Source organism: Pseudomonas sp. 3HC3, from assembly GCF_044904505.1.
GTDB lineage: Bacteria > Pseudomonadota > Gammaproteobacteria > Pseudomonadales > Pseudomonadaceae > Aquipseudomonas > Aquipseudomonas putida_Y.
The window spans coordinates 496,737-521,394 of sequence record NZ_JADDRH010000001.1; the positions used below are offsets into that span (position 1 = coordinate 496,737).

Below are 24,658 nucleotides of genomic sequence, written 5' to 3' on the forward strand. Positions count from 1 at the left end.
TCCGAAAGCCAGGTGGTGTCAGTGTGCAGCTGTTGGCAAGCCTTGCGGCGATGGCCTCTTCTGCGGGCGTGCAGGCAACACCGCCGACTGCAACTGCCGGCCTACGGGGTGCGCAAAGCACAGGTCGTGCGTGACGGGGCGTTCCTCCACGATGCGCCCGCCGTGCAGCAGCACGACCCGCTGGCAGAAGTACTGCACCAGGCTCAGGTCATGGCTGATCAGCACGAAAGCGGTGCCGCTGCGCTGGCGTAGCGCTTCCAGCTGCTGCAGGACCAGCAACTGCAACAGCCGGTCCAGGTTCGACAACGCTTCGTCGAGTACCACCAGCTGCGGCGAGGCGGCCAGCGCCCGGGCGATGTTGGCACGCTGCAACTGGCCGCCACTCAACTGTTGCGGCAGGCGTTGGGCATGCTCGGCGCGCAGGCCCATTTCCTCCAGCAGTTCAAGGGTGCGCGCCTGCCGGGCGGCTTCATTCATGTCGGTCAGGTGGCGCAGCGGTTCGGCGATGCTCCAGCCGATGCTGCGCTGCGGGTTGAAGGCACCAGGGGCGTCCTGGAACACCAGTTGCACCGTGCGCTGAAAGTTGCGCGCCTGCTCACCTTTGAGCTGGCTGACATCCTGGCCGGCAAAGCTCACCTGGCCCTGGGCCGGTTTTTCCAGCCCGAGCAGCAGCCGTGCGAGCGTGCTTTTGCCGCTGCCGCTGCTGCCGAGCAATCCGATGGATTCGCCGGCGTGCAGTTGCAGGTCGATGCCGTCGAGTACCTGCAGCCAACCGCGTTTGCGCAGCAGCCCCCCTGTACGATAACGGTGGCCAACGTGGTGAACGTGCAGCAGGCTCATGGTTGGCTCCGGCAAAGGACTTGGTGGGCGTGGAGGAGGGTGCGGGCAGTGGCACTGGCGGGGCGCTGGAACAGCTCATGGGCCGGTTGGCATTCAACAATGCGGCCGGCCTCCATCACCGCGACCTGGTCTGCGCAGCGCGCTACCACACCCATGTCGTGGGTCACCAGCAATACCCCCAGCCCATGCACCTGCACCAGCTCCATCAGCAGGTCGAGAAAACGCGCCTGGCTCAGGGCATCGAGGTCGCTGGTGGGCTCGTCAGCCAGCAGGAATGGGGTTTCGGCCATCAGCGCCAGGGCGATCATCATCCTTTGCAGCATGCCGCCGCTGAGCTGAAAAGCGAACGATTGCAGCACCCGCTCAGGGTCTGCCAGGCCGACAGCAGCCAGGCAGTGGGCCATCCGCGCCCGTGCTGCCGCGCCGGTGATGCCTCGCTGCCTGAGCGTTTCGATGGCATGGCTGGCCATGTTGCGCACCGGGTTGAAGGCGCTGCGCGGGTTTTGCAGCACCAGGCTGGCCAGGCGACCTCGGACACTGCTTGCAGCCAGCGGTTGGCCGTCGAGCAGCAGTTGTCCTTGGGTGCGGACAATGTCAGGCGGTAGCAGGTCGAGTAAGCCAAGGCAGCTGAGGGATTTGCCCGAGCCGCTGGCACCTACCAACGTGCAGACTTCGCCGCGGCGCAGCTGCAAGTCAACGCCATGCACCAGCACGCCGGCCTGGGTTTCTATGCGAAGGCCACGGATTTCAAGCACCGATGGACTCATTCAGTGACGCTCCTGTGTCGGGTCCAGGCGGTCGCGCAGCGAATCGCCCAGCAGGTTGAAGGCCATCACCGAGAAGAAGATCATCAGCCCTGGCAACAGCAGCAGCTGTGGCTGCGTCCAGATGAATTCCTTGGCATCGTTGATCATCACGCCCCATTCGGCGGTGGGGGGCGCCACCCCGAGGCCAAGGAACGACAGGCCGGAGACGTGCAGCATCATGTGGCCGATGTCCATGGTTGCCAGCACCAGCAATGGGCCGGCGATAGTGGGCAGCACATGCTGGCGCAGCCGCGCCCAGCGTGAAGCGCCGGCCAGGCGTGAAGCCAATACGTACTCGCGGCCACGCTGGGCAATCACCAGGCCGCGCACCATGCGCGCATACCAGGCCCAGTGGGACAGGGCGATGGCGATGATCACGTTGCTCAGGCCGGTGCCCAGCAAGGTGACGAAGAAGAATGCCAGTACCAGCGTGGGGAAGGTCATGAACATGTCGCACAGGCGCATCAACAGCAGGTCGGTGCGCCCGCCGACGAAGCCGGCCACACCGCCGACCGCGAGCCCCAGGGCCAGTACCAGCGCCAGGGTCAGCATCACGCTGCCCAAGGACAGGCGCGTGCCGACGATCAACCGCGAAAGCAGGTCGCGCCCGAGGTGGTCTGTGCCCAGCCAGTGACTGGCGTCTGGCGTCTGCAGGCGCTGGCCGAGGTCCACCAGGTTGGGGTCATGCGGGGCGATCCAGTGGCCGAACAGCGCCAGCACCGCCAGCAGGCCGACCAGGGCCAGGCCGATCATCAGGCTGGAGCGGCGCAGCAGCAATGGCTGACGCAGGGCAGCGTGCACACTCATGCGTTCACCCCTTCCAGCCGGCTGCGAGGATCAAGCCAGGCGTAGCATACATCGACTATCAGGTTGCAGATCATCAGCAGACCGGTCAGTAGCAGGGTGAAGCACTGCATCACCGGGAAGTCGCGGTTCAGCACTGCCGACACCGCAAAACGACCAACGCCGGGCCAGGCGAAGATCGTCTCGATCACCAGTGCGCCGCCGATCAGTTCGCCGATGTGCATGCCGGTGGCCGTCACCAGCGGCAGCCAGGCATTGCGCAGGATATGGTCACGCCAGACGTGCCGTTCGGGCAGGCCGCGGGCACGGGCATAGGTAACGTGCCGCTGCCCGCCGGCATCCAGCAGGCTGGCACGCAGCAGGCGGGCGTTGATCGACATCGACATCAGGGCGATCGCCAGCACCGGCATCACCAGGTGCCCGGCCCCTCCACGTCCCAGCGGCGGCAGCCAGCCCAACCACAGGGAAAAAAGCGCGATCAGCAGAAACGCCAGCCAGAAATTGGGCATGGACACACCCAGGAAGGTCACTGCCCGCACGACGTGGTCCGGCCAGCGCCCTTGCCAGCGGGCCGCCAACAGCCCCAAGGGGATCGACAGCAGCAGCGTACAGGCTAACGCCAGTCCGCCGAGCTGCAGGGTGGCGGGCAGGTAGTAGAGCAGGTCATCGAGCACTGGACGGCCTGTGATGTAGGAGATACCGAAGTCCAGATGCACGGCGTTCCACAGCCAGCTCAGGTATTGCGCATACAGCGGGCGATCCAGCCCCAGGGTATGACGGACTTCGGCAATGGCGGCGTCGGTCGGTGGAATGTGCGAAAGCCGAAGGTAGTCCAGCGCCGGGTCCGTGCTGCCCAGGTGCAGCAGCACGAACACCAGCAACGAAGCGCCAAGCATGACCGGCACAAGCAGCGCCAGGCGCAACAGGATGTAGCGCAACATGTCAGTCTCCCTGTTTTGGCGTCATGGTTTCGAACGGCACATCGAACAAGGTGCTGCCGAACTGGACCTTGGCCACCGAGTCTCGGCGTACGCTGATGGCAGTGAGATGCGAGATGGGCAGGTAGACGGCTTGTTCGTGCAAGGTGGTGAGGATGAAGCGGTACTGCTCGGCACGCTGCTGTTCGTCGGTGCTGGCCAGCACTTGGCCAATGCGCTTGTCCAGTTCGTCCTTGATTGCCAGCCCACGTTGGGCCATGTAGTCGGCATGGCCGGCGTAGCGCATGGAGCTGACGAACGAATGCGGGTCGTAGGGCGCGCCCCAGGTGTCGGCGAAGATCATGCCGAAGTCGCCGTCGCGCTGGCGCCGCATCAAAGCCCCTTCTTCAACCGCACGCAGGTCGATGTGGATGCCGACTTTCGCCAGCTCGCCCTGAAGCACTTCGGCCAGGCTCTTCTGCAAGGCACTTGTGCCGAGAAATACCAGCTCGATGGCCAAGGGTTCGCCGTCTTTACTGCGCACAGACGCGCCTGGGGCCAGCCTCCACCCGGCAGCATCAAGGGCGTGGGTGGCGCGCGCCGGGTTGTAAGGGTAGGGCTTGAGGCCGATATCGGCATAGGGCATGTTGCTGGCGAACAGGGTATCTGCCCGGGGCTCAAGGCCGTAGAGAATCTTGTCGATGATGGCTTGCTTGTCCACCGCCTCGTTGATCGCCTGACGTACCGCCAGATCACGGGTAGCACCACGGCCTGTGTTCATCGCCAGGGTGCGGGTGGCCAGCGGTGCCGACAGTGCGGTGGCATAGCCCTGGTCACGCAGGCGCACGAACGTGCCGGCCGTGATCTCGCCGGCGGCACCCTGGATCAGTTCGACCTCGCCGGCCTGCAGGGCCAGCGCGCGGCTGTTGGGGTCTGGAATGACCTTGACCATGACCTCGCCGTAGGCTGGCTTGGGCCCCCAGTACTGGGGGTTGCGCACGAAGCGGTCGTATTCGCCCAGGCGTGATTCGGCGCGTACCCAGGGGCCGGTACCGGCCGGTTGGCCGGGTTTGGCCTGAGGCGAGGCAAAGCGCAATGGGCGAACCTGGGCCAGCTCCATCAGCGTCGGGTAGTAAGGGTGCTTGAGGACCAGGCGCAGGGTCAGGCGCTCAGGCGCTTCAACGTGGTCCAGTGTGGTCACCAGTTCCATCCAGCGGTGACGCTGAGTGTTGGCCAGGACGGCATCGAGGTTGGCTTTGGCCGCGGGCGCATCGAAGGGTGTGCCATCGCTGAAGCGCACGCCGTCGCGAAGGGTGAACGTGTAGGTCTTGCCGTCGTCCGAAACCTGCCAGGCTTCAGCCAGCCATGGCTCCAGCGTACCCGCGGCGGTATAGCGCACAAGCGGCTCATAGACCATGGCCTGGGCGTACATCTGGTTGGGGGAATAGCCACGCGGGTCGAGCGGCCCGGCATTCACGGGCCAGGAGTACACCAGCTGCGGCCCTTGTTCGGCGGCGCGGCTGGCTGGCGCAGCAACGCACGCAGCAAGCAGAAGGATGCCCCACAGGGCGGGCTTTCGTTTACCAGGCTGCTGCTTCACACTGCGTTCCCCACTTTCACGGAGGCCGTAGGCTAAAGCGTGGTGGGTATGATGTCTACGTGAAATCATCTTACCGGAAGTTACAGAATGCAACGAATCACCATCACGCTGGATGAAGACCTGCTCGACGTCATCGATCGGCGGGTGGCGACCCAAGGCTACCAGGGCCGTTCGGAGGCCATCCGCGACCTGTTGCGTGCGGGGATGCGCGAGTCTGAAGCCTTGCCGGACGATGCCGCCTGCGTGGCCGTGGTCAGTTACCTGTACGACCACAGCACCCGTGAACTGCCCAGACGGCTCAACCAGACCCTGCACGCCCACCACGATCTGACCCGATCCACCCTGCATGTGCACCTGGATGCCGGCCACTGCTTGGAGGTCTCGGTGCTGCAGGGCGAAAGCGGCCGAATTGGCGAGTTGTCTCGCCAATTGATGGTTGAGCGCGGCGTGGAACATGGCCAGGTGCAGGTGATCCCGGCTCCGGGGCAGCCGAAGGTGCGCTGAGACGCTGCGTCACTTGTTCGTGACGCGATTGGCCCAGGGGCCGTTACTCAGAAGTCCAACGTCAGCCCGGCATACAGGGCACGACCGTCACCCGGGGAGTGCAGGGCAGCATCCGCACCGTCCGGGTCGTACCACACGTACTCGTAGTAGCGGTTTGTGAGGTTCTTCAACTGCAGGTCCACGCTCATGGTTTCGCTGAGCTTGTACGTCGCGCCGAGGTTCATCAGTACGTAGCCGCCATACGTACCTTGGGTGTTCTCCCGCTCCAGGTAGTAGTTGGTCTGCCCGTTCGCCCAGGCAGTCAGCTGCAGCGCGGGAGTGGCCTGGTAGCTGATACCGGTGTTCCACAGATGGTGTGGCACGTGATCGATTTCCTGGCCCTTGCTGCCTGGTAACGCGCTGCTGGGCTCAAGGATCTTGGAGTACTGCCAGGAGTAGGACATCCATACCTCGGTGCGTTCGTCCGGGTGCAGGTTGACCTGCAGGTCATAGCCCCAGCGGCGTGTTTCGCCGACGTTGTCCGACTCGCCGCTCGGGTCGTTCAGGCGACGGCTCACTTCGCCAGAGGCGTCCTGACGCCAATAGGCCACGCGGCCATCGACCCAGCTGGCCGGGGTGAACTTGATGCCAGTTTCCCAGCCTTCGTTGATCGAAGGGTCCAGGTCCTCGTTGCGCGGCGGCACCTTGTAGGCTGCGGCGCCCGTCCCGACCTGGAAGGTGCGGCCCCAGTTGGCGTAAACGCTGGCGAACTTCCACGGCGAATAGACAATGCTGAGCTTGGGCTGCTTGATCAGCCCGTAGTCGTTGATGTCGTAGTTCTGCCCGGTCATCTTGTTGGTGAAGTCACCACTGATTTTGTCCACCCGGTAGGCCGGTACGATCTTCAACGATTCGAACGGCTCGATCTCCGCCTGCACGTAGGCACCGACCGTGTTGAAGTCGAAGTCCTGGTCGCGTGTCTGCGCCTGGCGGACGCGATTGATTGTGCGGTATCTCTCGCTGCGGTTCTCCTGTTTCTGCACATCGCTTCCGCCTTCAAGGGCAAACGCATGCAGCCAGTCCACCTGTGGTCGCCAGGTCAGCGAGGTAATGGCACCGTACTGATCCTCGTAGGTGTCGCGCTCCTGCTGTGAACTGGTGCGCCAGTACTGCGTCCAGCGACGGTCGTCATAGGTGTTGAGGTAGGTCTTGGCCGACCAGGACAGGGTCTCGGCCAGGTCGGTGTCGAAGTGCACGCTGACCTGGTTCATTCGCCGCGTGCCTTTGTCCGTAGCGTTGTAGTCATTGCTCATGCGCGGATGATGGCGGGCGTCATCCTCGGTCAGGTAGCCGGCCTCCTGGGCTTCTGACTCGTAGTGGCGGGCGATCAGGCCAAGGCGATAGCTGCCATCGTCAGGGGTATAGAACCACTTGCCGCCGAAACTGTAGCGTTCGGTGTCGGCATGGTCGCGATAACCGTCGACCTGCTGGCAGGCGAAGAAGTAGTTCTGCGTCCAGTTGCTGGTCTCGATGCCCTTGGCCAGTTGCACCTCGCGGGTGTTGAAGCTGCCGTAGCGCAGGCGCGCCTTGTTGTAGTTGCCGCCGGTGCGGGTGTTGATGTTGACGTTACCGGCGATGTTGTTCAGGCCATAGCGCGGGTCGCTGGTGCCGCGCACCACTTCGATGCTGTCGATGTCCATGGGGAACACCGAGTCGATGAAGGGCATGTTGCCGTCGTTGGTGTTGCTGGGGATGCCATCGATCAGCAACTTGACCGCGTTCACTTCGCCTTCGCCATTGAAGCCGCGAAAGGACAGTTTGCCCGAGGTGGTGCCCTGGTTGAACTCAGTCAGCATCACCCCGGGGGCGCGGCTGAACAGTTCCCAGCTGTAGGTCACGGGCATTTTTTCGAGGATATCGCCCCCCAGGATGTCCACCGAACTGAGCACGCTGCTGGTGGCCAGCGGGCCGCTTTCGGTACTGGTCACGTTGACCGCGCCAAGGGTGAGGGTGGAGTTTTCAGCAGGCAGAGTTTCGGCAACGGCCAGCGACAGGGGGCTGAGGCTGAACAAAGCGAGCACGGGCAGGACAGCGCGTGCGGTGCAACGGAACGCAGGCATGGAAGGTTTCCTGGTCAGACAGTCGGGCAAGGCTGCGCACCGCAGGTCACGGGGCAGCTGTGGGCAATCAGGGACGGGTCAGGCCAAGGGAGAGGCGCGGGGGTTCAGCTTTGGCCACTGCTCGCGTGGCAGTAGCAACCTGTGGTGGTCACCGAGCAGGAGTGCATCGGGCCAGTAGCGGGGGAACAGGTGGCGATAATAGTCGCTGGTCAGCAAGGCATGCCCGGCGTGACCACAGCAGCAGTCGCCCGCCTGGTGTTTCATGTCCGGCTGATCGTCCAGTTGCGGCAGCTCGGCCTTGAGCTGGGCCAGCAGTGACTTGGGCAGGCTCTGTGCACCGTGCAGGCTGCAAAAGCTGCCGAGAATCAGCGATTGGCTGTCGATGCGGGGTGTTTGCAAGGCACGGTCAAGCGGCATCGCCAGCAGGTTGAATAGCACGGCGAGGCAGGCGAACAGACAAAGATGTGCACGTGCACGTGAAAGCATGAGTCACCCGAACGAATATGGCGCGCATTAAGCCGCATCCGTTGCGGGCTGTACAAGTTCCGTGGTGCGCCAATTTGTCGCAGGCGCGCCACGGCGATGGCTCAATGGCTGCGCATGCCGGCGGCCATCATGAACAGTCGGATCAGCCAAGCGAACAGACCCAGCGCCGCCACGCTGCCTGCCCAGATCAGCAGCAGCCAGGTAAGTCGGCGCCACATCGGTTGCTTCACACTGGGTGTCATCACGTTGTGCTCCTAGTGATAGCCGTCTTCATGAGTCACCTTGCCGCGGAACACGTAATAGCTCCAGAACGTGTAGCCGAGGATGATGGGCAGGATGAACAGTGTGCCTACCAGCATGAAGCCTTGGCTCTGGGGCGGCGCTGCGGCTTCCCAGATGCTGATCGACGGCGGGATGATGTTTGGCCACAGGCTGATGCCCAGGCCGCTGTACCCCAGGAAAATCAGGGCCAGGGTCAGCAAGAACGGCGTGTAGTGCGCGTTGCGCGCCACGGCACGTAGCAGCCCGTAGCACGTTACCAACACCAGGATCGGCACCGGCATGAACCAGAGCAGGTTGGGCATGCTGAACCAGCGGGCAGCGATTTGCGGGTAGGCCAGCGGTGTCCACAGGCTGACCACGGCGATCACCACCAACAGTACCAACGCCAACGGCCTGGCAACATCGTGCATGCGCTGCTGCAGCGGCCCTTCGGTCTTCATCACCAGCCAGGTGCAACCGAGCAGGGTGTAGGCGACCACCAGGCCCAGCCCGCAGAACAGGCTGAACGGCGTGAGCCAGTCGAGCGCGCCTCCAGCGTATTTGCGCTCGACCACCTTGATGCCTTCGATAAAGGCGCCCAGGGCAACTCCCTGGGAAAAGGTCGCGACCAGCGAGCCCCAGATGAAGGCCTTGTCCCAGAGGTGGCGCTTAGCGGGTTTGGCCTTGAAACGGAACTCGAAGGCCACGCCCCGGAAGATCAGGCCGATCAGCATCAGGATCAGCGGTAGGTAAAGCGCCTCCAGCACCACCGCGTACGCCAGCGGAAAAGCGCCGAACAGCGCTGCACCGCCGAGGATCAGCCAGGTTTCGTTGCCGTCCCATACCGGGGCGACGGTGTTCATCATCACATCCCGGTCACGCGCGTCCTTGACGAAGGGGAAGAGCATGCCGATCCCCAGGTCGAATCCATCCATCACCACATACATCATCACGCCGAAGATGATGATCACCGCCCAGATCAGTGGAAGGTCGATGCCCATTTTAGTTCACCTCTGCCTGGTAATCGTCGGCGGCGGACAGCGGCCGTGCCGGAGTATGTTGCTGGCCTGGACCGCCTGGGGTGTGTTGGTCGCCCTCGCCAGGTTTTGGTCCTTTGCGCACGAGGCGCATCATGTAGCCGAGGCCGGTGCCGAACAGGGCGAAATAGACCACCACGAACGCGACCAAGGTGATGCTGAGCTGGGTGGCGTCATGGTTCGACACACCATCGGCAGTGCGCTGCAAGCCGTACACCACCCACGGCTGGCGGCCGATTTCGGTAGTGAACCAGCCGGCGAGAATGGCGATCAGTCCCGACGGCCCCATCCACAGTGTCAGGTACAGGAACGGGCGCGAAGTGCAGAGCGTGCCGTGCTTGCGCAGCCACAGGCTCCACAGGCCGACGAAGATCATCAGGAAGCCGAGGCCGACCATGATCCGGAACGACCAGAAGACGATGGTCGAGTTGGGCCGGTCTTCAGGCGGGAACTCCTTCATCGCCGGTACCTGTTTGTCCAGGCTGTGGGTCAGGATCAGGCTGCCGAGGGCGGGGATCTCGATCTTGAAGCGGGTGGTTTCGGCCTGCATGTCGGGGATGCCGAACAGAATCAGAGGGGTCGGTTCACCCGGTTTGTTCTCCCAGTGGCCTTCGATCGCCGCGATTTTCACCGGTTGGTGCTTGAGGGTGTTAAGCCCATGGAAGTCGCCAATCACGGCCTGGATAGGAGCCACGACCAGCGCCATCCACATGGCCATCGACAGCATCTTGCGGATGGCTGGGTTGTCACGCCCGCGCAGCAGGTGCCAGGCCGCCGAGGCGCCGACGAAGAACGCCGTGGCAACGAATGCGGCTGTAGCCATGTGCATCAGTCGGTAGGGGAATGAGGGGTTGAAGATGACGGCCAGCCAATCCACCGGAATCACCCGGCCATCGACAATCTCATAGCCTTGGGGCGTCTGCATCCAGCTGTTGGAGGCCAGAATCCAGAAGGTCGAGACCAGCGTGCCGAGCGCCACCATCACCGTGGAGAAGAAGTGCAGGCCACGACCGACACGGTTCCAGCCAAACAGCATGACGCCAAGGAAGCCTGCCTCCAGGAAGAATGCGGTGAGCACTTCATAGGTCAGCAACGGGCCAGTAATGGCACCGGCGAAGTCGGAGAACCGGCTCCAGTTGGTGCCGAACTGGTAAGCCATGACCAGGCCGGACACCACGCCCATGCCGAAGTTGACGGCGAAGATTTTCGACCAGAAGTGGTAGAGGTCACGGTAGACCTGTTGGTTCGAACGCAGCCACTGCCCTTCGAGCACTGCCAGGTAACTGGCAAGGCCGATGGTGATGGCAGGGAACAGGATGTGGAAGGAAACAGTGAAGGCGAACTGGATTCGAGCCAGGTCTAGCGCCTCGAGCACGCTCATGATGATGGAGCCTCACAGGGTGGCGCACCTCGGCGCCGGTTTCGGGAAGCAGAGCCCGGGTCCTGGCCGGCTCAGCGTTGGTTTCTGGGGGAATTACTCGGGCCATTGCGATGGCGGCGCCACTGTAAGGACGGTGGCGAGTGTGACCAACTGCGACAATCTGTCCCTGCGGGCCACCTGCGCGGGTGAATCGAGGCGAACTGCGCCGGGTGTGACGGCTTGTCGCAGAGTGGGGAGGGCGGAGGTGATGCTTCTAAGGGGCCGATTTCGATGCTAAAGTCGCCGCCCATGAACCGTCTGCCTTCAAACCGTCCCCTCATTGCCTGGGCACTGTACTTCTGTGTCCTGTTCAATGTACTTGGCTGTGGCCTTGCCCACGGGCAGGCATTGGGGCTAGCGCTGAATGGCTTCGGCGGTGCGTTCTGCAGCCTCGGTGGCGATACCGGCTCACTGAAGGCCAAGCAGGACGGCGCCCTTGCGGGCGACCTGAGCATTCCGTTCAGTTGCCCGATGGGCTCGGCGGCTTTTCTTACCCTGGTATTCCTGATCGGTGTCGCTTGGCTGCTGGCCAGTGCCAACCGCCGCCCGATAATGCGCGAGGTCCGCAGCCAAGCGCCTCCGCGCTATTGCTGGCCTTCGTCCAACCCTCGCGCTTCACCTCTCTGACGCTACCTGCGCCTAGGCGCCGAGGCAGGCCTGTGCCTGCCATTAACACGCCGGATCCACGGTGCATGCTCAGGTATGCGCCTGCCGGTTGGTTTGACCGTCGTTGGAGAGAAGCCCTCATGACCTGTCGAATCTCCACGCCCGCGCTACCTGGCGAGGCGTGAACATGCGCCATTGCGGCCTGCGCGCACGCACCTGGGATAACCTCTGGGTCGCCGCGCTGCTCGCCATGCTGCTCAAGGTGCTGGCATTGCCCATGGCCAGTACCCTGGGCGACCTGAGCCTGGCGCAGTTGCTGGCGGGCAGTTATTGCTCGTCGGGCGGCATACAGCCGGCCATGCTGGACAAGGACGGCAACCTTAGCCCGAAGACGTCCGCCCTCGGGCATTGCTGCTGCGCCCAAGGCGGCCCTGCACCACTGCCTGCCTCGTTGATCCTGGCCGGCTTTGCCCTGCCTGTGCTGCCTGTCGACCAGCAACCCGCTGTTCTGGTGCATTCGCCCCGGCACTGCTGGCCGTCGATCAACCCCCGTGCCTCTCCGAAAGCGATCGCCTGACCTGCAAGGACCCAGGCCGCACCCGCTAAAAGCGGGGCGTCGGCCTGCCGATGGCTAGCCGTACCCAGGAGCACACGATGTCTCGTACCCTGAACGCTTCAGCGTTGCTGGAACCCTCCCTTCGCCCGTCGCGCACTGGCGACTTCCTGTTGCCGTTTCCCGATTACCCCTGCAATGCCCGCAGCTTCGTCAACCTCGATGCGCGCCTGCTGCCTTACTGGCACACGCTATTCGATGTTTGCCCAGGCTTGCTGAAGCTCGACCCGCCAGAGGGGCTTGAGTTGTTCCGACGCTTCATGACTTGGGCCTACCGACACCATCCGGCGCTGGATTGGACGTACTACATCAGCGTTTGCCGCTGGTTGCTGAGCTCGCCGTACCAGGCCCGGGTGACCGAAGAGCATATTGAGGCGTTCATGGTGGCGGCAGCTGCGCTCTGGGTAACGACCGATGTGTCCCAGGCCCGTGGCCTGATCCTCGCGTGGCAGCCCATGATCGAACGGATCGTGGAGTGGAAGCCGGGGTTCCGTTCGAGCCAGTTCACGGCCCTGGAGGGTGAGGGCCTGCCACCACCGTCCTGGGAGTTCTCCTGGAGCCCGCTCGATGGCAAAGGCGCAGGTAGCTTCAGGCGCTGGCTGCCGGTGCCCGGCTAAACCTTGATCAGTTGACGGCGGCCGGCCGCCGTCCTTGCACCCTTTGCCCAAGCTCCAACATGAGGTTACCGACAATGGATGTACTTCAAGCCATGCGCGCGTTCAACTGCGTGGTTCAGGCTGGCAGCCTGACGGGTGCGGCCGAATACCTGGACACCACCACGGCCAGCGTTTCCCGGATGCTGTCTAACCTGGAGACTCACCTGCGCATTCGCCTGCTCAACCGCACCACCCGACGCATCGCGCTGACCGAAGCCGGCAAGCGTTATCTGGCGCGCTGCCGGCTCATTCTTGAGCTGGTAGAAAAGGCCGAGAGTGAGGTGCAGCAACAGCTGCTGGACCTGCCCGCGACCAGACAAGCCCACGATCTGCGCTGCTAAGGCCATTACGCCGCGCAGGGTGCGACAGACCGTCACACCAGGAGCCGGGGCAGTATGCAGATGCCCATGTCATGGGCACGTGCCTGGGTGTGTGGCGCAAGGTCGCAGTTGGGGCCGTTGCTGCCTGCGCCTAGCATGGCGGGGTGCCTGTCTTGCCGTTTTCCCATCCACGGTGCAGTACAGGCACACGACAACGGCCCTCCAATCGGACGGGCCGTTTTCTTGCCTGCAGGAGGGCCAGCCATGGATCACGAACTGCTCAAATTCATATGGTGGCTGTTGATTGGCGCATTGCTGATCGGCCTGGTGATAGTCGAAGGCCTGGATTTGGGGGCGCGAGTATTGTTGCCATTCATGCAGGGGCAGAGCGGAGCGGCGCTGCAACCGGTTCGACCCGCGAGCCTGCCCAGGCGTATCAAGCTGCTGTGGTTGCTGGCGTTGTCCTGCACGCTTTCGGCGGCCTGGCCTACGGTCGGCTGGTTGCCTGGCCTGGGCGGGTTAATCGGCGTGCTTGCGTTGAGGTGTGAACCCTGTGGGCAGGCCACCCGGTCGCTGTGGACCTGGACTGCGCAGGTTATCGGGCTGATGCCCGCGATGCTGATCGGAGTCGTGCTCGGCAACCTGTTGCTCGGTATGCCATTCAGTCGCTGTGCTGGGCAAGTGAGTCATTTTCATGGCACGTTGTCCGGGCTGCTTAGGCCTTTCGCGCTGCTGGTGGGGCTCGTCAGCCTGAGCATGCTTTGCCAGTTGGGCGCCACCTGGGCCATGCTGCGGGGGGCCGGCAGCCTGCGCCCGGCCGCACGCCAGCTGGCATGTCGCGCAGGGGTCGTGTTCTTGATCAGTTTTTCAACGGCTGCACTCTGGTTGGCGGCAGACCTGCGCGGTTACACGCTTGCCGGTGGAGGCCATTCTGCTGCCTCGTGCATGCCGGACCAGTGGGTGGTGCTGCCGGGCAATACTGGCTGGCAGGCCAACTTCCGTGCATGGCCTGTTGCCATTCTGGCGCCAATGCTCACCGTCGGCGGCACGATCTTGAGCCTGTACGCCACAGCCCGGGGGCGGGCAGGTCTGGCGGTGGTCGCAAGCGCGCTGGCGATCGCGGCGATGCTGTGCTGTGTCGGCGTTGCACTGTTCCCCTTCATCGTACCTTCGAGCGTGCAACTGTCGGCAAGCATGACCGTATGGAATGCCGCAAGTGGCGAAAAGACGATGGGGATGATGCTGATCTTCGCCAGCGTGCTGATGCCGATGTTACTGGCTTATACGGTAGGCGCCGGTCTAAGGAGCCGGAATCGGCTGTCTCAGGTCGCTGTCGTGGACAGCTTTCAGCACAGCACCAGGCCGATCCTGTAGGTGGGCGCGGGGAAAAAACCAAGGCGTTATCAATAAGGCTTGCTCGGCACCCGGTGGGATTGACAGGCGTACCCGCGAGGACAGCGCAGGTGCATCGCTGGCCTCGCCAGCCCGAACGCTTCTCGTCCATCAGGGCGAGTCGCATGCCAGTCGCTGCGAAAGAAGGCGGTGCCGACGAAAGGGCCGACGGCTTGCGGATAGCGAGTGCCGGCCCTTGGAGAAGGGGATCAGTGATTGCCGTGAGCGGCATCCTTGTCGACCTTGACCACCCCCTGGAACAACGCGAACTGCTTGACCCGATCCACCGGCTGGTTGCTTTCGGCCTGAAGCACTGCCTGACTCAACTGCTGGGCGTCCTGCTCGGCGAGCCCGGCGCTGCGCAGGGTCGCCGGGTCGAGCAGCGAATCGCCTGCGCACAACACCACGCGCCAGCCGTGGGGCCCTTTACGCAGCAAGGCGCGGCCGCCACGCTGGTCTTGCAACCAGCCGGCTACCGCGTGGTCGCCCTGGACGGTAACTGGGCCAACGTCCAGCGGCGCATCCGGGCGTTCGAAGTTGTGTCGCATCAGTTGCTGAATGTTCTGCTGCTCGCTGGCGGTATCGGCCACGGCCAGCAGTGGGCTACAGGCTAGCAGCAGGGCGAGAATCGGTGCTTTCATGCGCGTATTCCTTGAAAGGGCTGCCGGTGCAGGCCGGCAGCGTCAGGGGAGGGCTCAGAAGCCCATCTTCACACCCAGTTGCGCCGAAGTGCCGGGCATCGGGTAGTTGGTGCGGTAGGCGTAGTCACGGTCGAACAGGTTTTCCACGGCGACGAACACTTCGCCGACCTTGCCCAGTGCGGGTACGGCATAACCTACGCGCATGTTGACCACGGTGAAGCTGTCGACCTTGGAGAAGTTGCTGGCGCCGGCGGTGCGTTCCTCGGCCAGCACGTACATGTCTTTCTGGTACTGCGCATCAGCCGACAGGCGCCATGGCCCGGTTTCGTAGGTGGTGCCCAGCGACAGCGATTTCTGCGGTGCGTAGGGCAGGGTCTTGAGCGAAGGGTCGAGCCAGGTGAACCCGACGAAGCTGCTCCAGTTGCTGGTCCAGCGTTGCTGCCAGGTGGCCTCGGCGCCCTTGATGTTGTAATCACCCAGGTTGATATACGACGGGCGCGACACCGACGGTGGGAAGGCAAACAGGTAGCGGTCCTGCAGCTTGTCCTTGAACACCGCCAGGTCGAGGGTAGCGCTGTCGATCGGGTTGAAGCGCACGCCCAGCTCCTGGTGGTCGACTTTCTCGGGCTTGAGGTCTTTCCAGGTTTCGCCGAGCGCCGGAATCAGGCTCGACATCACCGAAGCTTCCAGGCCGGGGTAGTTGATGCCGCGCGAGGCGTTGGCGCGGAACTCGACATTGTTCGACGACAGTAGCAGGCCTGCGTGCGGGGCGGTGGCGTTGTCGAACACGTTGTGCTCATACGTGCGTACGCCGGCCGACGGGGTCAGGGTCCAGGTGTCGTTGAGGGCAAAGGCATGGCTGACGGCGACGTGCGGCGATGTCACGCGCAGGGTGGGCGCGTCGAACTTCGCTTGTGGCGCCGGGGCGATGCGTTTGAAGTGGACTTCGCCCTTGCTCTCGTCGATGTCCAGGCCCAAGGCCACTTCGCCGCCTTGCCAGGGGCGCAGTTGTTCTTCCCAGCGAATGCCTTGGAGCGTGAAGTCACTGATGGTGTCGCCGTCCAGGCCGGTCTGGTCAAGGGCCGAACCTCGGCCTTCGTTGTGGTAGACCTTGAGGCTGCCATCGCCCCATTCGTGATTGTGGGCCAATGACAGCGAAGCGAGCGTGCCGCGGGTATTGAACTCGCCATTTTTGGTTTCCGGCAGGCCTTTCTGCCCGGGGTCGGAGACCTGGTTGTTGGCGTGCAGCACCAACAAGCCAGTGCTCCAGTTCTCGTTCAGCCGATAACCCAAGCGCGCCATGCCATTGTTCAGCCGGCCATCACCGTCACTGCGGTCACCGTCCGAGTGGGCTGCCCCCTGGGCCAGCAGGTAGTCGAAATCGCCTTCGCGGCCAATCAGGCTGGCTTGTTCGGTGGCCGTGCGGAAGCTGCCGCCGGTGAGTTGCAGCTCCCCATGGTGGTTGTCGCCCTGCTCGGCAACCTTGGGCGTCAGGTCGATGGCCGCGAAGGTGTTGCCGAACTTCTGCGGCTGCGGGCCTTTGTACACGCTGATGCTCTGCATCGCGTTGATCGGCAGCAGGTCCAGCAGCGGGTGGCCCCAGACGCCCATATAGAAGGGAACGCCATCGATGTAGGTCTTGATCTCGCTGCCCGGGCGGCTGGCACCCATGCCGCGTATGTACACCGCGCCGCCTTCGGCACCGCCGAACGAGCCGACCGGGTTGAAGCGCGACACCACCACGCCGGGTGTACGACGCAGCGCGGAGGACAGGTCGAGCGCGTTGAGGTCGCGGATCTGCTCCTGGCCGACCACGGTGGTGAGGCTGCCGAAGCTGTCGACCGTGTTCTGGTCGATGACCGAAGTGCCGACCACCGTGGTTTCGGGCAGCTCCACGCTGTCGGTCTGGGCCAGTGCGGTACCACTGGAAAGGGCGAGTGCGGCTGCGCAGCAGATTGTCTTGTTCTTCATTGCTCTGGGTATTCCTGAATGCAAAAGTTGCAAGGCGAGCCGTGGTCCGCGCACTCGGCGACACCCCATGCGAATAAGCGCCAAGGGCGTGGTGCGGCTATCGGGCTGATTCAGGGCAGGGCGGGGGAGGCACGGGGATTGGCTGCAGGCCAGCGTAGGCGAGGCCAGGTGGCGGGGAAGATGGGAAGTAAGGGCTTGCAGGCTTGTCGGGCGAATGCCACGCCCAGCAGTTGCAGGGTGATGGCCAAGCCCGCATGGTTGCACAGCGGGCAATCGATGGTGGATACGCCAGCCGAGGTGGCGCCGAGCCCTTTGTCGAAACTGACCGCGCTGGCCGCAGTCGCTATGTGGCCACAAAAAGTGCCACCTGCACCGTTGAGCATCAAGCCGCCGGCCTGACCATGCCCCAGGCCGCAATGCAGCACTGCGAACAGCACGCAGGCGTAGAGGCCCCAGCTGAGTGTGCGGCGACGTCCTGTTGCTCGATGCATATCCTTTGCCCGGTGTTCGCTGTGATTGAAAATGGCGAGGTGCGAGTCTAGCAACGCCGCCCATCATGGTTAGGTGCGACCAGGTTGCCAGGGGCGCACAGTACCTGGCGCGTCCCTGGCGCACGAATCACTTGGACATGTAGTCGATTACGGCCTTGTAATCGTCGGCGGTGCAGTCCATGCACAGGCCGCGCGGCGGCATGGCGTTGAAGCCTTCGGTGACGTGCTTCACCAGAACTTCGTTGCCTTGGGCCAGCCGTGGCTTCCAGGCCTCGTGGTCACCTTTCTTCGGCGCCATTGGCAATTGCCCGTTGTGGCACATCTGGCAAGCGCGGTTGAAGACCGCCTCCGGGTCCTGGGCTGCTTGAGCCAGGCTGGCGGTTGCCAGGCAAGCAAGCATTGCCAGTGTTTTCTTCATGACCGACCTCTCAGTTTTTTTATTGGAAGGCAGAGTCTAAGAGCGTGGTTATCCCTGTCAGGTGCGACGTTCTGACGCATGTACGGTGTCAGGGCTTCATCTACCGGTTTGGCTGGCAGGGTGCGGCGAACTGTCGCAGGGTGGCGGCTTGCAGGTGCCGTGCTACGTTGAAGTTGATCCGGTGTTTTACTCTTGGCAGGGTTTTCATCGGGTCAAACAAAAGCCGGGGCGCATTACCGTCCCGGCTTTTGCTTTTTCAGTGATCAGCGGCAATCGCTCAGGCCGCTGCGAAACACGAAAGGAGGCTCAACCGCGAACTTGAGCGGTCATTCTGCGTAGCCTTCGCCAGCCTAGTACGACGCCGCTGAGTGAAACCACCAGGCCGCCGATGCTCAAGGCGATGATCAGGCCTTCACGTAACACCGGCCTTTGCAGCAGTGGCTGCAGATCCCAGCTGTGCAACAGGTTGAACAGCCAGCGACCGGCGCGTTGCCTGGCATCGTGGCTGGCGACCACTTCTGCGCTGGCCGGGTCGAGGTAGACCCACGTGCTGGCGGGGTCGTCGAAGCGCAGACGCAGTACCGGCAGTGGGCGGCTCTGGAAGCCGTACATGCTCTGGGCGTCACGGGTGAAATAGTAGGCGTCATAGTGCCCTTGCCAGTTGGCCTGTACCACGACGCCTGCCGCCATCGCACGGGCCGCTGTCAGCAAGCGTCGTTCGGATAAGGCCCGCGCCGGCGGCGCGCCGGCTTCCAGAATCCGGCTATCGCCGGCGGCATCGCGGGCAACCAGGAAGGTGTCGCCGCCTAGGCGTTGCCACTGGATTTCGACAGGGTTGAACCCAGGCTCCCGGCCCAGGCTGGCCATGGCCTGGGCAACCGTCTGGCCGATGTCCATCGCCCGTAGCGGCCCCTGACGTAGCGCCTGGGGGGCCAGCTGCGAACGACTGTCGGTCACACCCCAGGGGCGCATCGACATGAGTCCGCTGAATACCCACAGCACCAGCACCGTGCCGAACAGTAGCCCGCCGATGTGGTGCCAGCGCAGCCAGCCGCCAGGGTAGGGGCTGCACGAGCCGCTGCGATAGCGCTTGCGCAGCCGCAGGCGCAGTATGCCAACGGTCATGCCCAAGAGCGCCATGACCGTTGCGGCCAGGGACAGGCCGATCACCAGGGTACGCCAGCCGTTGTCGAAACCGAACCCGCCCCGTAGCGGATAGAGCCAATGCAGCCATGCACCGACCCAGTTCCAGGCACGCTCCTGGGCGGTGGCGTCACGCACCACTTCGCCGGTGCGGCTGGACAGGTAAAGCCAGGTGCCGGCTGTATCGTCTACCTGCACGTGATGCAAGGGGCGGTCGCCATCCAATGCCCTGGAGTGGGTCCACATGTCCTCGTCCACGGTGCCTAGGTAAGCCAACCTGGCGGCGTCACCGGCATACTGCCGGGCATTGGCCAGGGCCCAGGCTGCGTCGGCCCGAGCCAGAGGCTCGCCGCTGGCGGCATCGAGGATGACGCGGCGACCGTCGGCCAGTTCCAGCAGGTAGTGCGCGCGCCCGCCGAGGCTGGTCAGGCGCAGCGCCTTCAGCGGCTGTTGCGCCCAATGCTCGGGCAACTCGGCGCAGCACCCCGCCGGCAAAGCCGGCAGGTGGGCCAGGCGCTCGGCCGGTGTCAGCTTGGGGTAACCGACGTACAGCATGACCACCCCGGAGACGAACCACAGCGCCATGAACAGGCAGGTGACGATGCCCAGCCAGCGGTGCCACAGGTACAGCTGGCGCTTCACGCTCATCAGTAGCGCCACTGCACAGCGACTTCCAGGCTGCGCGGTTCACCCAGGTAGTACTGGGTGTTGGTCTGATGGATGAAGCGGGCATACACCTCGTCGGTGAGGTTGCGCAGCCGCGCGCTGACTTGCACGTGTTTGTCCAGGTCGTGGGTCATGGACAGCCCGTAGACGGTGTATGACGGTACCCATGCGGTATTGGCGGTGTTGGCGTACACCGATGAGACGTAGCGGGCATCGGCCCCTACCTGCCAGCCGGGCGCCAGGTCGTAGGTCAACCAGAGGTTGGCCACGCGGTCGGGGATGTTCACCGGGTTCTTGCCCTTGCGCGAGTACACCACGCCGCTGATGGTCTCGTTGAATTCATCGTATTCGGCATTTACCCAACTGAAGTTGCCTGCCGCCAGCAGCTTGGGCGTGACCTTGAACGAGGCTGCCAGCTCGATGCCGGTGGAGGTCTGCTGGCCCGCCTGCTCGGTGGTGTTGGGCACGGTCGAGGAGGGCACGGAGATATCCTTGCGCACGATGCGATACGCCGCTGCCGTGGCCGAGCCGCGCCCATCGAGAAAGTCGAACTTGCTGCCTACTTCGACCTGACGGCCGGTGCTCAGGTCGAAGTCACCGACCTGGCTGATCGAGGCGCTGGTCAGGGTACCGCCTGGTGGTTCGGCCGAGGTGCTGTATTGGGTGTACAGGCTGACGTTGGAGGTCAGGTCATAGACCAGGCCCAGGCGACCGGTGATGGCGTCCCAGCGTCGGTCGAGCCTGGTTCGCGCCACATGGTCGACCACGTCGAAGTCGATATGGTCGTAGCGCAACGCGGTGATAAACGACAGTTGATCGGTCAGGCGGGTACGGTTCTCGACGAAGGCCGAGGTGGTGTCGGTGGTGGTGGTTCTGCCCTTGGTCATGGGCGCGTCCATACCGGGGATATCGAGGAAGTGCCCGGGTTCGAAGCCGTTCGGGTCAACCGTGTCGAACGCCCCCTTGGACAGCGGGTAGTTGGTTTGCTGGTTGGTGTTGTAGTCCATGCCGAACGCCCAGTCGCTGGCCAGGCCGAATAACTGGCCCTGATGGGTCAGCTCGAGCCTGTCGCCGTTGACCTCCTGGTCGTGCCGCTGGCGATAGCCGCCCGAGCGAGCGATGGCGCTGTTGTCGGCGTTGTAGCGATACACCTCAAGATTGCGGTAATCGCGCTGGCCGTTGTAGTGGTAGAAGGTGTTACGCAGTTGGGTGTTGTCGTCGAAGCGATAGTCAGTGATCGAACGCAGCCACCGGGTGCGCTGCTCGTAGCGACCGTCTTCGACGTTGTAGTTGTTGAAACGGTTGTGCTTGTCGATGTGCAAGGTACCGACCAGTGGCTGCAATACCGGTGTGCCCCAGTAGGGGCTGTCCTCTTGCTCTTCCAGGTATTCGATGGCCAGCGTGTGCGAGAGCTGATCGTTGATGTCGCTAAGCAGCGAGAAGGCCAGGTTGCCGGCCCCATTCTCCTGCCGATCGATATAGCCGTTGGTACTGGTGCGGCTGTAGTCGAGGCGGGCATAGTGGCGCGGGCCGTCGCCCGTGTTCAGCGCCTTGTTGAAGGCGACCGACGTTTCCATGGTGTCGTAGCGTGCATAACTGACGCGCCCTTCGAAGGTGTCTTCGTCACGGCTTGCCAGCCGGGTGATGAAATTGAGGCTGCCACCGACAGCGCCGCTGCCGTTGAGGAATGAGGATGGCCCGCCGAGCAATTCGACGCGGTCGTAGATCCAGGCGCCCACCGGGCGCGCCGCGCCGCCATACTGCAAATTGATGCCATTGAACAATTGGCTGATCTGGGCACCGTTGAACCCTCGATACGACACATATCCCCCCCAGCCGGGCGGAGCCGAGGCGTTAACCCCGGGCAGTGCATTGGCGGCGTCCTGGAAGTTACGTGCGCCAATGCGCTCCATGGTCTTGCGGTCGGCAACGCTGACGGAAGCGGGGTTCTCCCTGGCGCTGAGGTTCAGCCGCGAGCCGCTTTCGATGGGGCGATCAAGGTCAAGGCGGGTTGCCTCCGTGGGTTGATTGGCTGTGGCCGTGACATTACTGGCCGGCAGGGTCAGGGTGTCATCCTGCGCCCAGGCACAGGTTGCGCTGCCAACGAGCAGCGCCAAAGTGGTCATGCGGAACATGCAAGGCTTCCTGGCTGAAATCGGTGAGCACACGCCCGCTGCCGATCAGGCGGCACGGGGACGTGGCGATGTCAGAACGCGAGAAGCGAAGCAGGAGAGGCGCGGGGATTGACCAGTGGCCAACGCTGCTTGGGCAGGCGTGGCGGAGGTTGGTTGGGTAAGGGGCTGCCCGACTCGCCGGCGAGCAGGGTCAGCAGGCCGAAAAATACGGCCAGCAGCGTGGCGCTGAACAGGCTGGCGATCACGCAGTCACCGCCAGCAGGCAGGGCCGGATCGCTTAGGTCTTGCTCACCTTGGTACATGCCGCTGCGGTCAGCCGTGCACCAAGCGGCATCATCCATGCCAGCCAGGCGCAACCCGGCCATTTGCCCATGGCCCATGGCGCACAACAACGAGCCGAACAGGATGCTGAAATACAGCACCCAGGCGACCTGTGATCGTGTGTGGTGGGCCAGCTTCATGACGGGACTCGGCGTGACAACGGAATGATCAGGTTTGGAGTTGGCGACGGATTCTACATCTTCTGAAGCATCTGAACAGGGGGACTTTTCAAGCGCGAATATTCAATCGGGTGCAGGCGCACGAGACTTAGTGGACACCTATGAGTTCGGCAGCAAGCGCGCGGAGTTCGTCCTTGTCCTGTTGAAGCACAAGCCCACTGCCCGCGTGTGCAAGCAATCGCGCGGCATGCCGGCTGCAGGCGGGCCGAAATGCATGGGGGTTGATGTGCGCCAGGCTGACAAGGGCTTTGATCAAGCGCAGATTGACCTCGTGCAAAGCTGCGCCGTCCCGGCTGATCGGTGCAAAGAAATCGTCAAACAGGTCATCCGCCACCAGTGCACGCACATAGACCTGCGCGCATTCGTTATCCGTACTCTGCGCCACGGGATGCAGTTTCCCCCAACACGTCAAGCACCGAATGCCGCGCCCAATGATGTCGATGGCTGTACCGGGATCATTTACCGCAGGGGACAGCGCTCGCGAGGCAATCTCGGACAACACCGAAAGCCCGAAGCGCGGGTCATGCTCGAACGTTCTCCTGAGGCCGATGCTCAAGGCAGCGAAAATATCGATGTCCAGCGCGCCATTGTCATCGAGCGGCTCACCGTTCACGGCCAAGGCCCGCGCAACCACCATACCCTCATGGACAAAGGTGCCAGGCAGGACTTCGAGATAAATTCGAATCTTGGTGTCCGTCGCAATCCTGTTTAGCGTAAGGCCATCGATGTGCTGTACATAGCCTGTCTGGCCGCTTTTCACTTCATGGGCTGCCCCAGAAAGCTTGAGGTCAGGCGGGTAGGCTGCACCGCCCAGATAGGGGTGTTCAACACGCTGCTCGATGGCTTTGATCACAGCTTTTTCGACACGGTCGATCGTCTCGCCCACGCGCCCTAGCTTGGAGAGGTGATCAATCCAGCGCAGCAAGGTGTAAATGATCAGGACCACAACCGCAATCGTCACGGTGAAAAGCACTACACGACCTTGTGTACCGTAGGCTCCGGTACTCAGTGCAATGATACCGACGAGGCTGAAGAGAAAGGACCCGATGAAGGTCGCCAGAGCGTTCTGGGTCGTGGCGTCCTCCATGACCAACGAAGTGGCGCGCGGGGTTACGCCACTGCTGGCGGCACTGTAGGCCGAGACCATTGTACTCAGCGAAAACGTTGTGACGGCCAGCATGCTCGAGGCGATGATGCCCAATATCTTGTCAACCGCATCTGCACCGATACGGGCAGGCAAGGTGACGGGGACCGCATCCTTGAGCACCACGGCCACCAACGCTGTAACCACTCCCAACAGGGAGAAAAGCGTTGCTCTGAACCAGAGACGCTTGGCAATTCTCGTAGCCAACCAACGCCAGCGAGCTATCATGAAGACCTCCTGTTGCCGAGAGTGTAGGCCCTTATGGGAAGTTGCAGTTATTCATAAGCTGTTCCTTCAATACCTCCACAGCTTTAGGCCTTCTGGGGGTGGACTTGTAAAGCAGGACGACCTGGCGCATGTAGCTGTCAGCCCCCGACACGGGTGTTGCATGTACGTCGTCAGTCTTCAATCCCGCCCAGTACGGGACAACAGAAGCCCCCATGCCTTTTGCGACCATGATGTGGATTGCATCTAGCGCATCGAGATTACACAGCACATCGGGCTGCAGGTTATTGTCATCCAGGTATTGCTGTGCAATCTGCCCACCCCAGGCATTTGAGTCATATCGAATCAGGTTTCGCCCAAGAATCGTCGAGCGGACGTCGCTTTTGTCAATGGGGTCTTTGGTCAAAAGCATCAGGGGTTCTTCTCGAAGCACCTGCATACGCAAGGTTTTAGGGACAGTGAAGGGCGGACATACCATGATTCCCGCATCAAGCGCTCCGGAAGCCACGTGTTCGTAAAGACTGCGCGAGTCCCCTGGCGTGATGCGCAGCCTTAATTGCGGGGCAATGCTTGATAGCTGATTCATGGCCTCCGGCAATATGCCTGTCAACGCCGTAGAAATCGCGCCGATCTTGAGATAACCGGATAGGCAACTGGTGTCCAGATCTTCTTTCAGGTCTGCTGCCCCCTGGATCAGATCTCGAATTTTCGGCAACAACGACAGGCATTTCTCGGTCGGTTCGACAGCATGTGCGCTGCGGTTCAGGAGTTCGCACGCCAGCGATTTCTCGAGTGCTTGTATACGTTGGCTGACTGCAGGTGCTGTCAGGTTTTCCCGTCGAGCCGCCGCTGCAATCGAGCCAGTTTCTATTACTGCCATCAGGCTTTCGAGAAATCGAGTGTCCAAAACATTTCCTTTCGCTGAGAGATGGAAAAATGCGCTTTAGCACGTGTGCGAGGCTA

At 62.9% G+C, this 24,658-nt stretch carries 24 protein-coding genes and 1 pseudogene; 6 read left to right on the forward strand and 19 right to left on the reverse strand.

Annotation, left to right across the window (positions count from 1 at the left end):
- Nucleotides 1-18 precede the first annotated feature (18 nt).
- The 5 genes from nikE to nikA are packed head-to-tail and all read right to left on the reverse strand — an operon-like array spanning nt 19 to nt 4,967.
- Complete coding sequence (nikE, locus tag INQ47_RS02395) at nt 19-840, reverse strand: nickel import ATP-binding protein NikE (RefSeq protein WP_404700980.1); 822 nt, start codon at nt 838-840, stop codon at nt 19-21.
- Nucleotides 837-1,607 (reverse strand): nickel import ATP-binding protein NikD, encoded by a 771-nt coding sequence (gene nikD, locus INQ47_RS02400; protein WP_252461141.1) that lies wholly within the window; start codon nt 1,605-1,607, stop codon nt 837-839. The genes nikE and nikD overlap by 4 nt, the downstream gene beginning before the upstream one ends.
- Entirely contained in the window at nt 1,608-2,453 is an 846-nt protein-coding gene (gene nikC, locus INQ47_RS02405) for a nickel ABC transporter permease subunit NikC (protein ID WP_252461140.1), read from the reverse strand.
- Nucleotides 2,450-3,391, reverse strand: coding sequence for a nickel ABC transporter permease subunit NikB (nikB, locus tag INQ47_RS02410; protein ID WP_252461139.1), 942 nt, complete (start codon nt 3,389-3,391; stop codon nt 2,450-2,452). Before nikB ends, nikC begins: the two co-directional genes overlap by 4 nt.
- Nucleotide 3,392: 1 nt before the next feature.
- Nucleotides 3,393-4,967, reverse strand: coding sequence for a nickel ABC transporter substrate-binding protein (nikA, locus tag INQ47_RS02415; RefSeq protein ID WP_404700981.1), 1,575 nt, complete (start codon nt 4,965-4,967; stop codon nt 3,393-3,395).
- 87 nt (nt 4,968-5,054) lie between these two features.
- Here nikA and nikR point away from each other — a divergent pair, with 87 nt between their 5' ends.
- Nucleotides 5,055-5,471 (forward strand): nickel-responsive transcriptional regulator NikR, encoded by a 417-nt coding sequence (nikR, locus tag INQ47_RS02420; protein WP_401098608.1) that lies wholly within the window; start codon nt 5,055-5,057, stop codon nt 5,469-5,471.
- 47 nt (nt 5,472-5,518) lie between these two features.
- Here the strand turns inward: nikR and INQ47_RS02425 are convergent, their stop codons facing one another.
- From INQ47_RS02425 to INQ47_RS02445, 5 genes are all read right to left on the reverse strand, one after another.
- The gene (locus tag INQ47_RS02425) at nt 5,519-7,570 is read right to left on the reverse strand and encodes a TonB-dependent receptor (protein ID WP_404700982.1); all 2,052 of its coding nucleotides are present in this window, start codon (nt 7,568-7,570) and stop codon (nt 5,519-5,521) included.
- 78 nt (nt 7,571-7,648) lie between these two features.
- Nucleotides 7,649-8,056 carry a DUF2946 family protein gene (locus INQ47_RS02430; RefSeq protein ID WP_404700983.1) on the reverse strand — a complete coding sequence of 136 codons (408 nt, stop codon included), beginning with the start codon at nt 8,054-8,056 and terminating at the stop codon, nt 7,649-7,651.
- A 101-nt stretch (nt 8,057-8,157) separates the two neighbouring features.
- On the reverse strand, nt 8,158-8,298 hold the full coding sequence (locus INQ47_RS02435) for a DUF2474 domain-containing protein (RefSeq protein WP_404701227.1): 141 nt from the start codon (nt 8,296-8,298) through the stop codon (nt 8,158-8,160).
- A 12-nt stretch (nt 8,299-8,310) separates the two neighbouring features.
- Entirely contained in the window at nt 8,311-9,318 is a 1,008-nt protein-coding gene (cydB, locus tag INQ47_RS02440; protein WP_070096038.1) for a cytochrome d ubiquinol oxidase subunit II, read from the reverse strand.
- A 1-nt stretch (nt 9,319) separates the two neighbouring features.
- Complete coding sequence (locus INQ47_RS02445; RefSeq protein WP_404700984.1) at nt 9,320-10,735, reverse strand: cytochrome ubiquinol oxidase subunit I; 1,416 nt, start codon at nt 10,733-10,735, stop codon at nt 9,320-9,322.
- Nucleotides 10,736-11,023: 288 nt separating this feature from the next.
- On the opposite strand from INQ47_RS02445, the gene INQ47_RS02450 reads away from it, so the two are divergent.
- The 5 genes and pseudogenes from INQ47_RS02450 (at nt 11,024) to cydB (INQ47_RS02470) (ending at nt 14,343) form a co-directional block, all read left to right on the forward strand.
- Nucleotides 11,024-11,401 carry a DUF2946 family protein gene (locus INQ47_RS02450; RefSeq protein ID WP_020193613.1) on the forward strand — a complete coding sequence of 126 codons (378 nt, stop codon included), beginning with the start codon at nt 11,024-11,026 and terminating at the stop codon, nt 11,399-11,401.
- Nucleotides 11,402-11,567: 166 nt separating this feature from the next.
- Entirely contained in the window at nt 11,568-11,957 is a 390-nt protein-coding gene (locus tag INQ47_RS02455) for a DUF2946 family protein (RefSeq protein WP_404700985.1), read from the forward strand.
- Nucleotides 11,958-12,034: 77 nt separating this feature from the next.
- Complete coding sequence (locus tag INQ47_RS02460) at nt 12,035-12,610, forward strand: putative natural product biosynthesis protein (protein ID WP_404700986.1); 576 nt, start codon at nt 12,035-12,037, stop codon at nt 12,608-12,610.
- Nucleotides 12,611-12,684: 74 nt separating this feature from the next.
- A pseudogene (locus INQ47_RS02465) lies at nt 12,685-12,930 on the forward strand (LysR family transcriptional regulator); the annotation flags it as partial.
- A 303-nt stretch (nt 12,931-13,233) separates the two neighbouring features.
- Nucleotides 13,234-14,343 (forward strand): cytochrome d ubiquinol oxidase subunit II, encoded by a 1,110-nt coding sequence (gene cydB / locus INQ47_RS02470; protein WP_404700987.1) that lies wholly within the window; start codon nt 13,234-13,236, stop codon nt 14,341-14,343.
- Between the two features lie 227 nt (nt 14,344-14,570).
- On the opposite strand, the gene INQ47_RS02475 is transcribed toward cydB (INQ47_RS02470), so the two are convergent.
- The 9 genes from INQ47_RS02475 to INQ47_RS02515 all read right to left on the reverse strand — a co-directional run bounded on the left by INQ47_RS02475 (nt 14,571) and on the right by INQ47_RS02515 (nt 24,602).
- Nucleotides 14,571-15,002: a copper uptake system-associated protein gene (locus tag INQ47_RS02475; protein ID WP_404700988.1), complete on the reverse strand. Its 432-nt coding sequence runs from the start codon at nt 15,000-15,002 to the stop codon at nt 14,571-14,573.
- A gap of 54 nt (nt 15,003-15,056) precedes the next feature.
- On the reverse strand, nt 15,057-16,973 hold the full coding sequence (locus INQ47_RS02480) for a TonB-dependent receptor (RefSeq protein WP_339444236.1): 1,917 nt from the start codon (nt 16,971-16,973) through the stop codon (nt 15,057-15,059).
- Nucleotides 16,974-17,083: 110 nt separating this feature from the next.
- Nucleotides 17,084-17,464 carry a DUF2946 family protein gene (locus INQ47_RS02485; protein WP_404700989.1) on the reverse strand — a complete coding sequence of 127 codons (381 nt, stop codon included), beginning with the start codon at nt 17,462-17,464 and terminating at the stop codon, nt 17,084-17,086.
- Between the two features lie 127 nt (nt 17,465-17,591).
- Nucleotides 17,592-17,882 (reverse strand): c-type cytochrome, encoded by a 291-nt coding sequence (locus tag INQ47_RS02490; RefSeq protein ID WP_404700990.1) that lies wholly within the window; start codon nt 17,880-17,882, stop codon nt 17,592-17,594.
- Nucleotides 17,883-18,188: 306 nt separating this feature from the next.
- Entirely contained in the window at nt 18,189-19,667 is a 1,479-nt protein-coding gene (locus tag INQ47_RS02495; protein ID WP_404701228.1) for a PepSY domain-containing protein, read from the reverse strand.
- 5 nt (nt 19,668-19,672) lie between these two features.
- Nucleotides 19,673-21,826: a TonB-dependent receptor gene (locus INQ47_RS02500; protein ID WP_404700991.1), complete on the reverse strand. Its 2,154-nt coding sequence runs from the start codon at nt 21,824-21,826 to the stop codon at nt 19,673-19,675.
- Between the two features lie 71 nt (nt 21,827-21,897).
- Entirely contained in the window at nt 21,898-22,287 is a 390-nt protein-coding gene (locus INQ47_RS02505; protein ID WP_404700992.1) for a DUF2946 family protein, read from the reverse strand.
- A 127-nt stretch (nt 22,288-22,414) separates the two neighbouring features.
- Entirely contained in the window at nt 22,415-23,698 is a 1,284-nt protein-coding gene (locus INQ47_RS02510) for a DUF2254 domain-containing protein (RefSeq protein ID WP_404700993.1), read from the reverse strand.
- Nucleotides 23,699-23,729: 31 nt separating this feature from the next.
- Nucleotides 23,730-24,602 (reverse strand): LysR family transcriptional regulator, encoded by an 873-nt coding sequence (locus INQ47_RS02515; RefSeq protein WP_404700994.1) that lies wholly within the window; start codon nt 24,600-24,602, stop codon nt 23,730-23,732.
- Between the last annotated feature and the right edge of the window lie 56 nt (nt 24,603-24,658).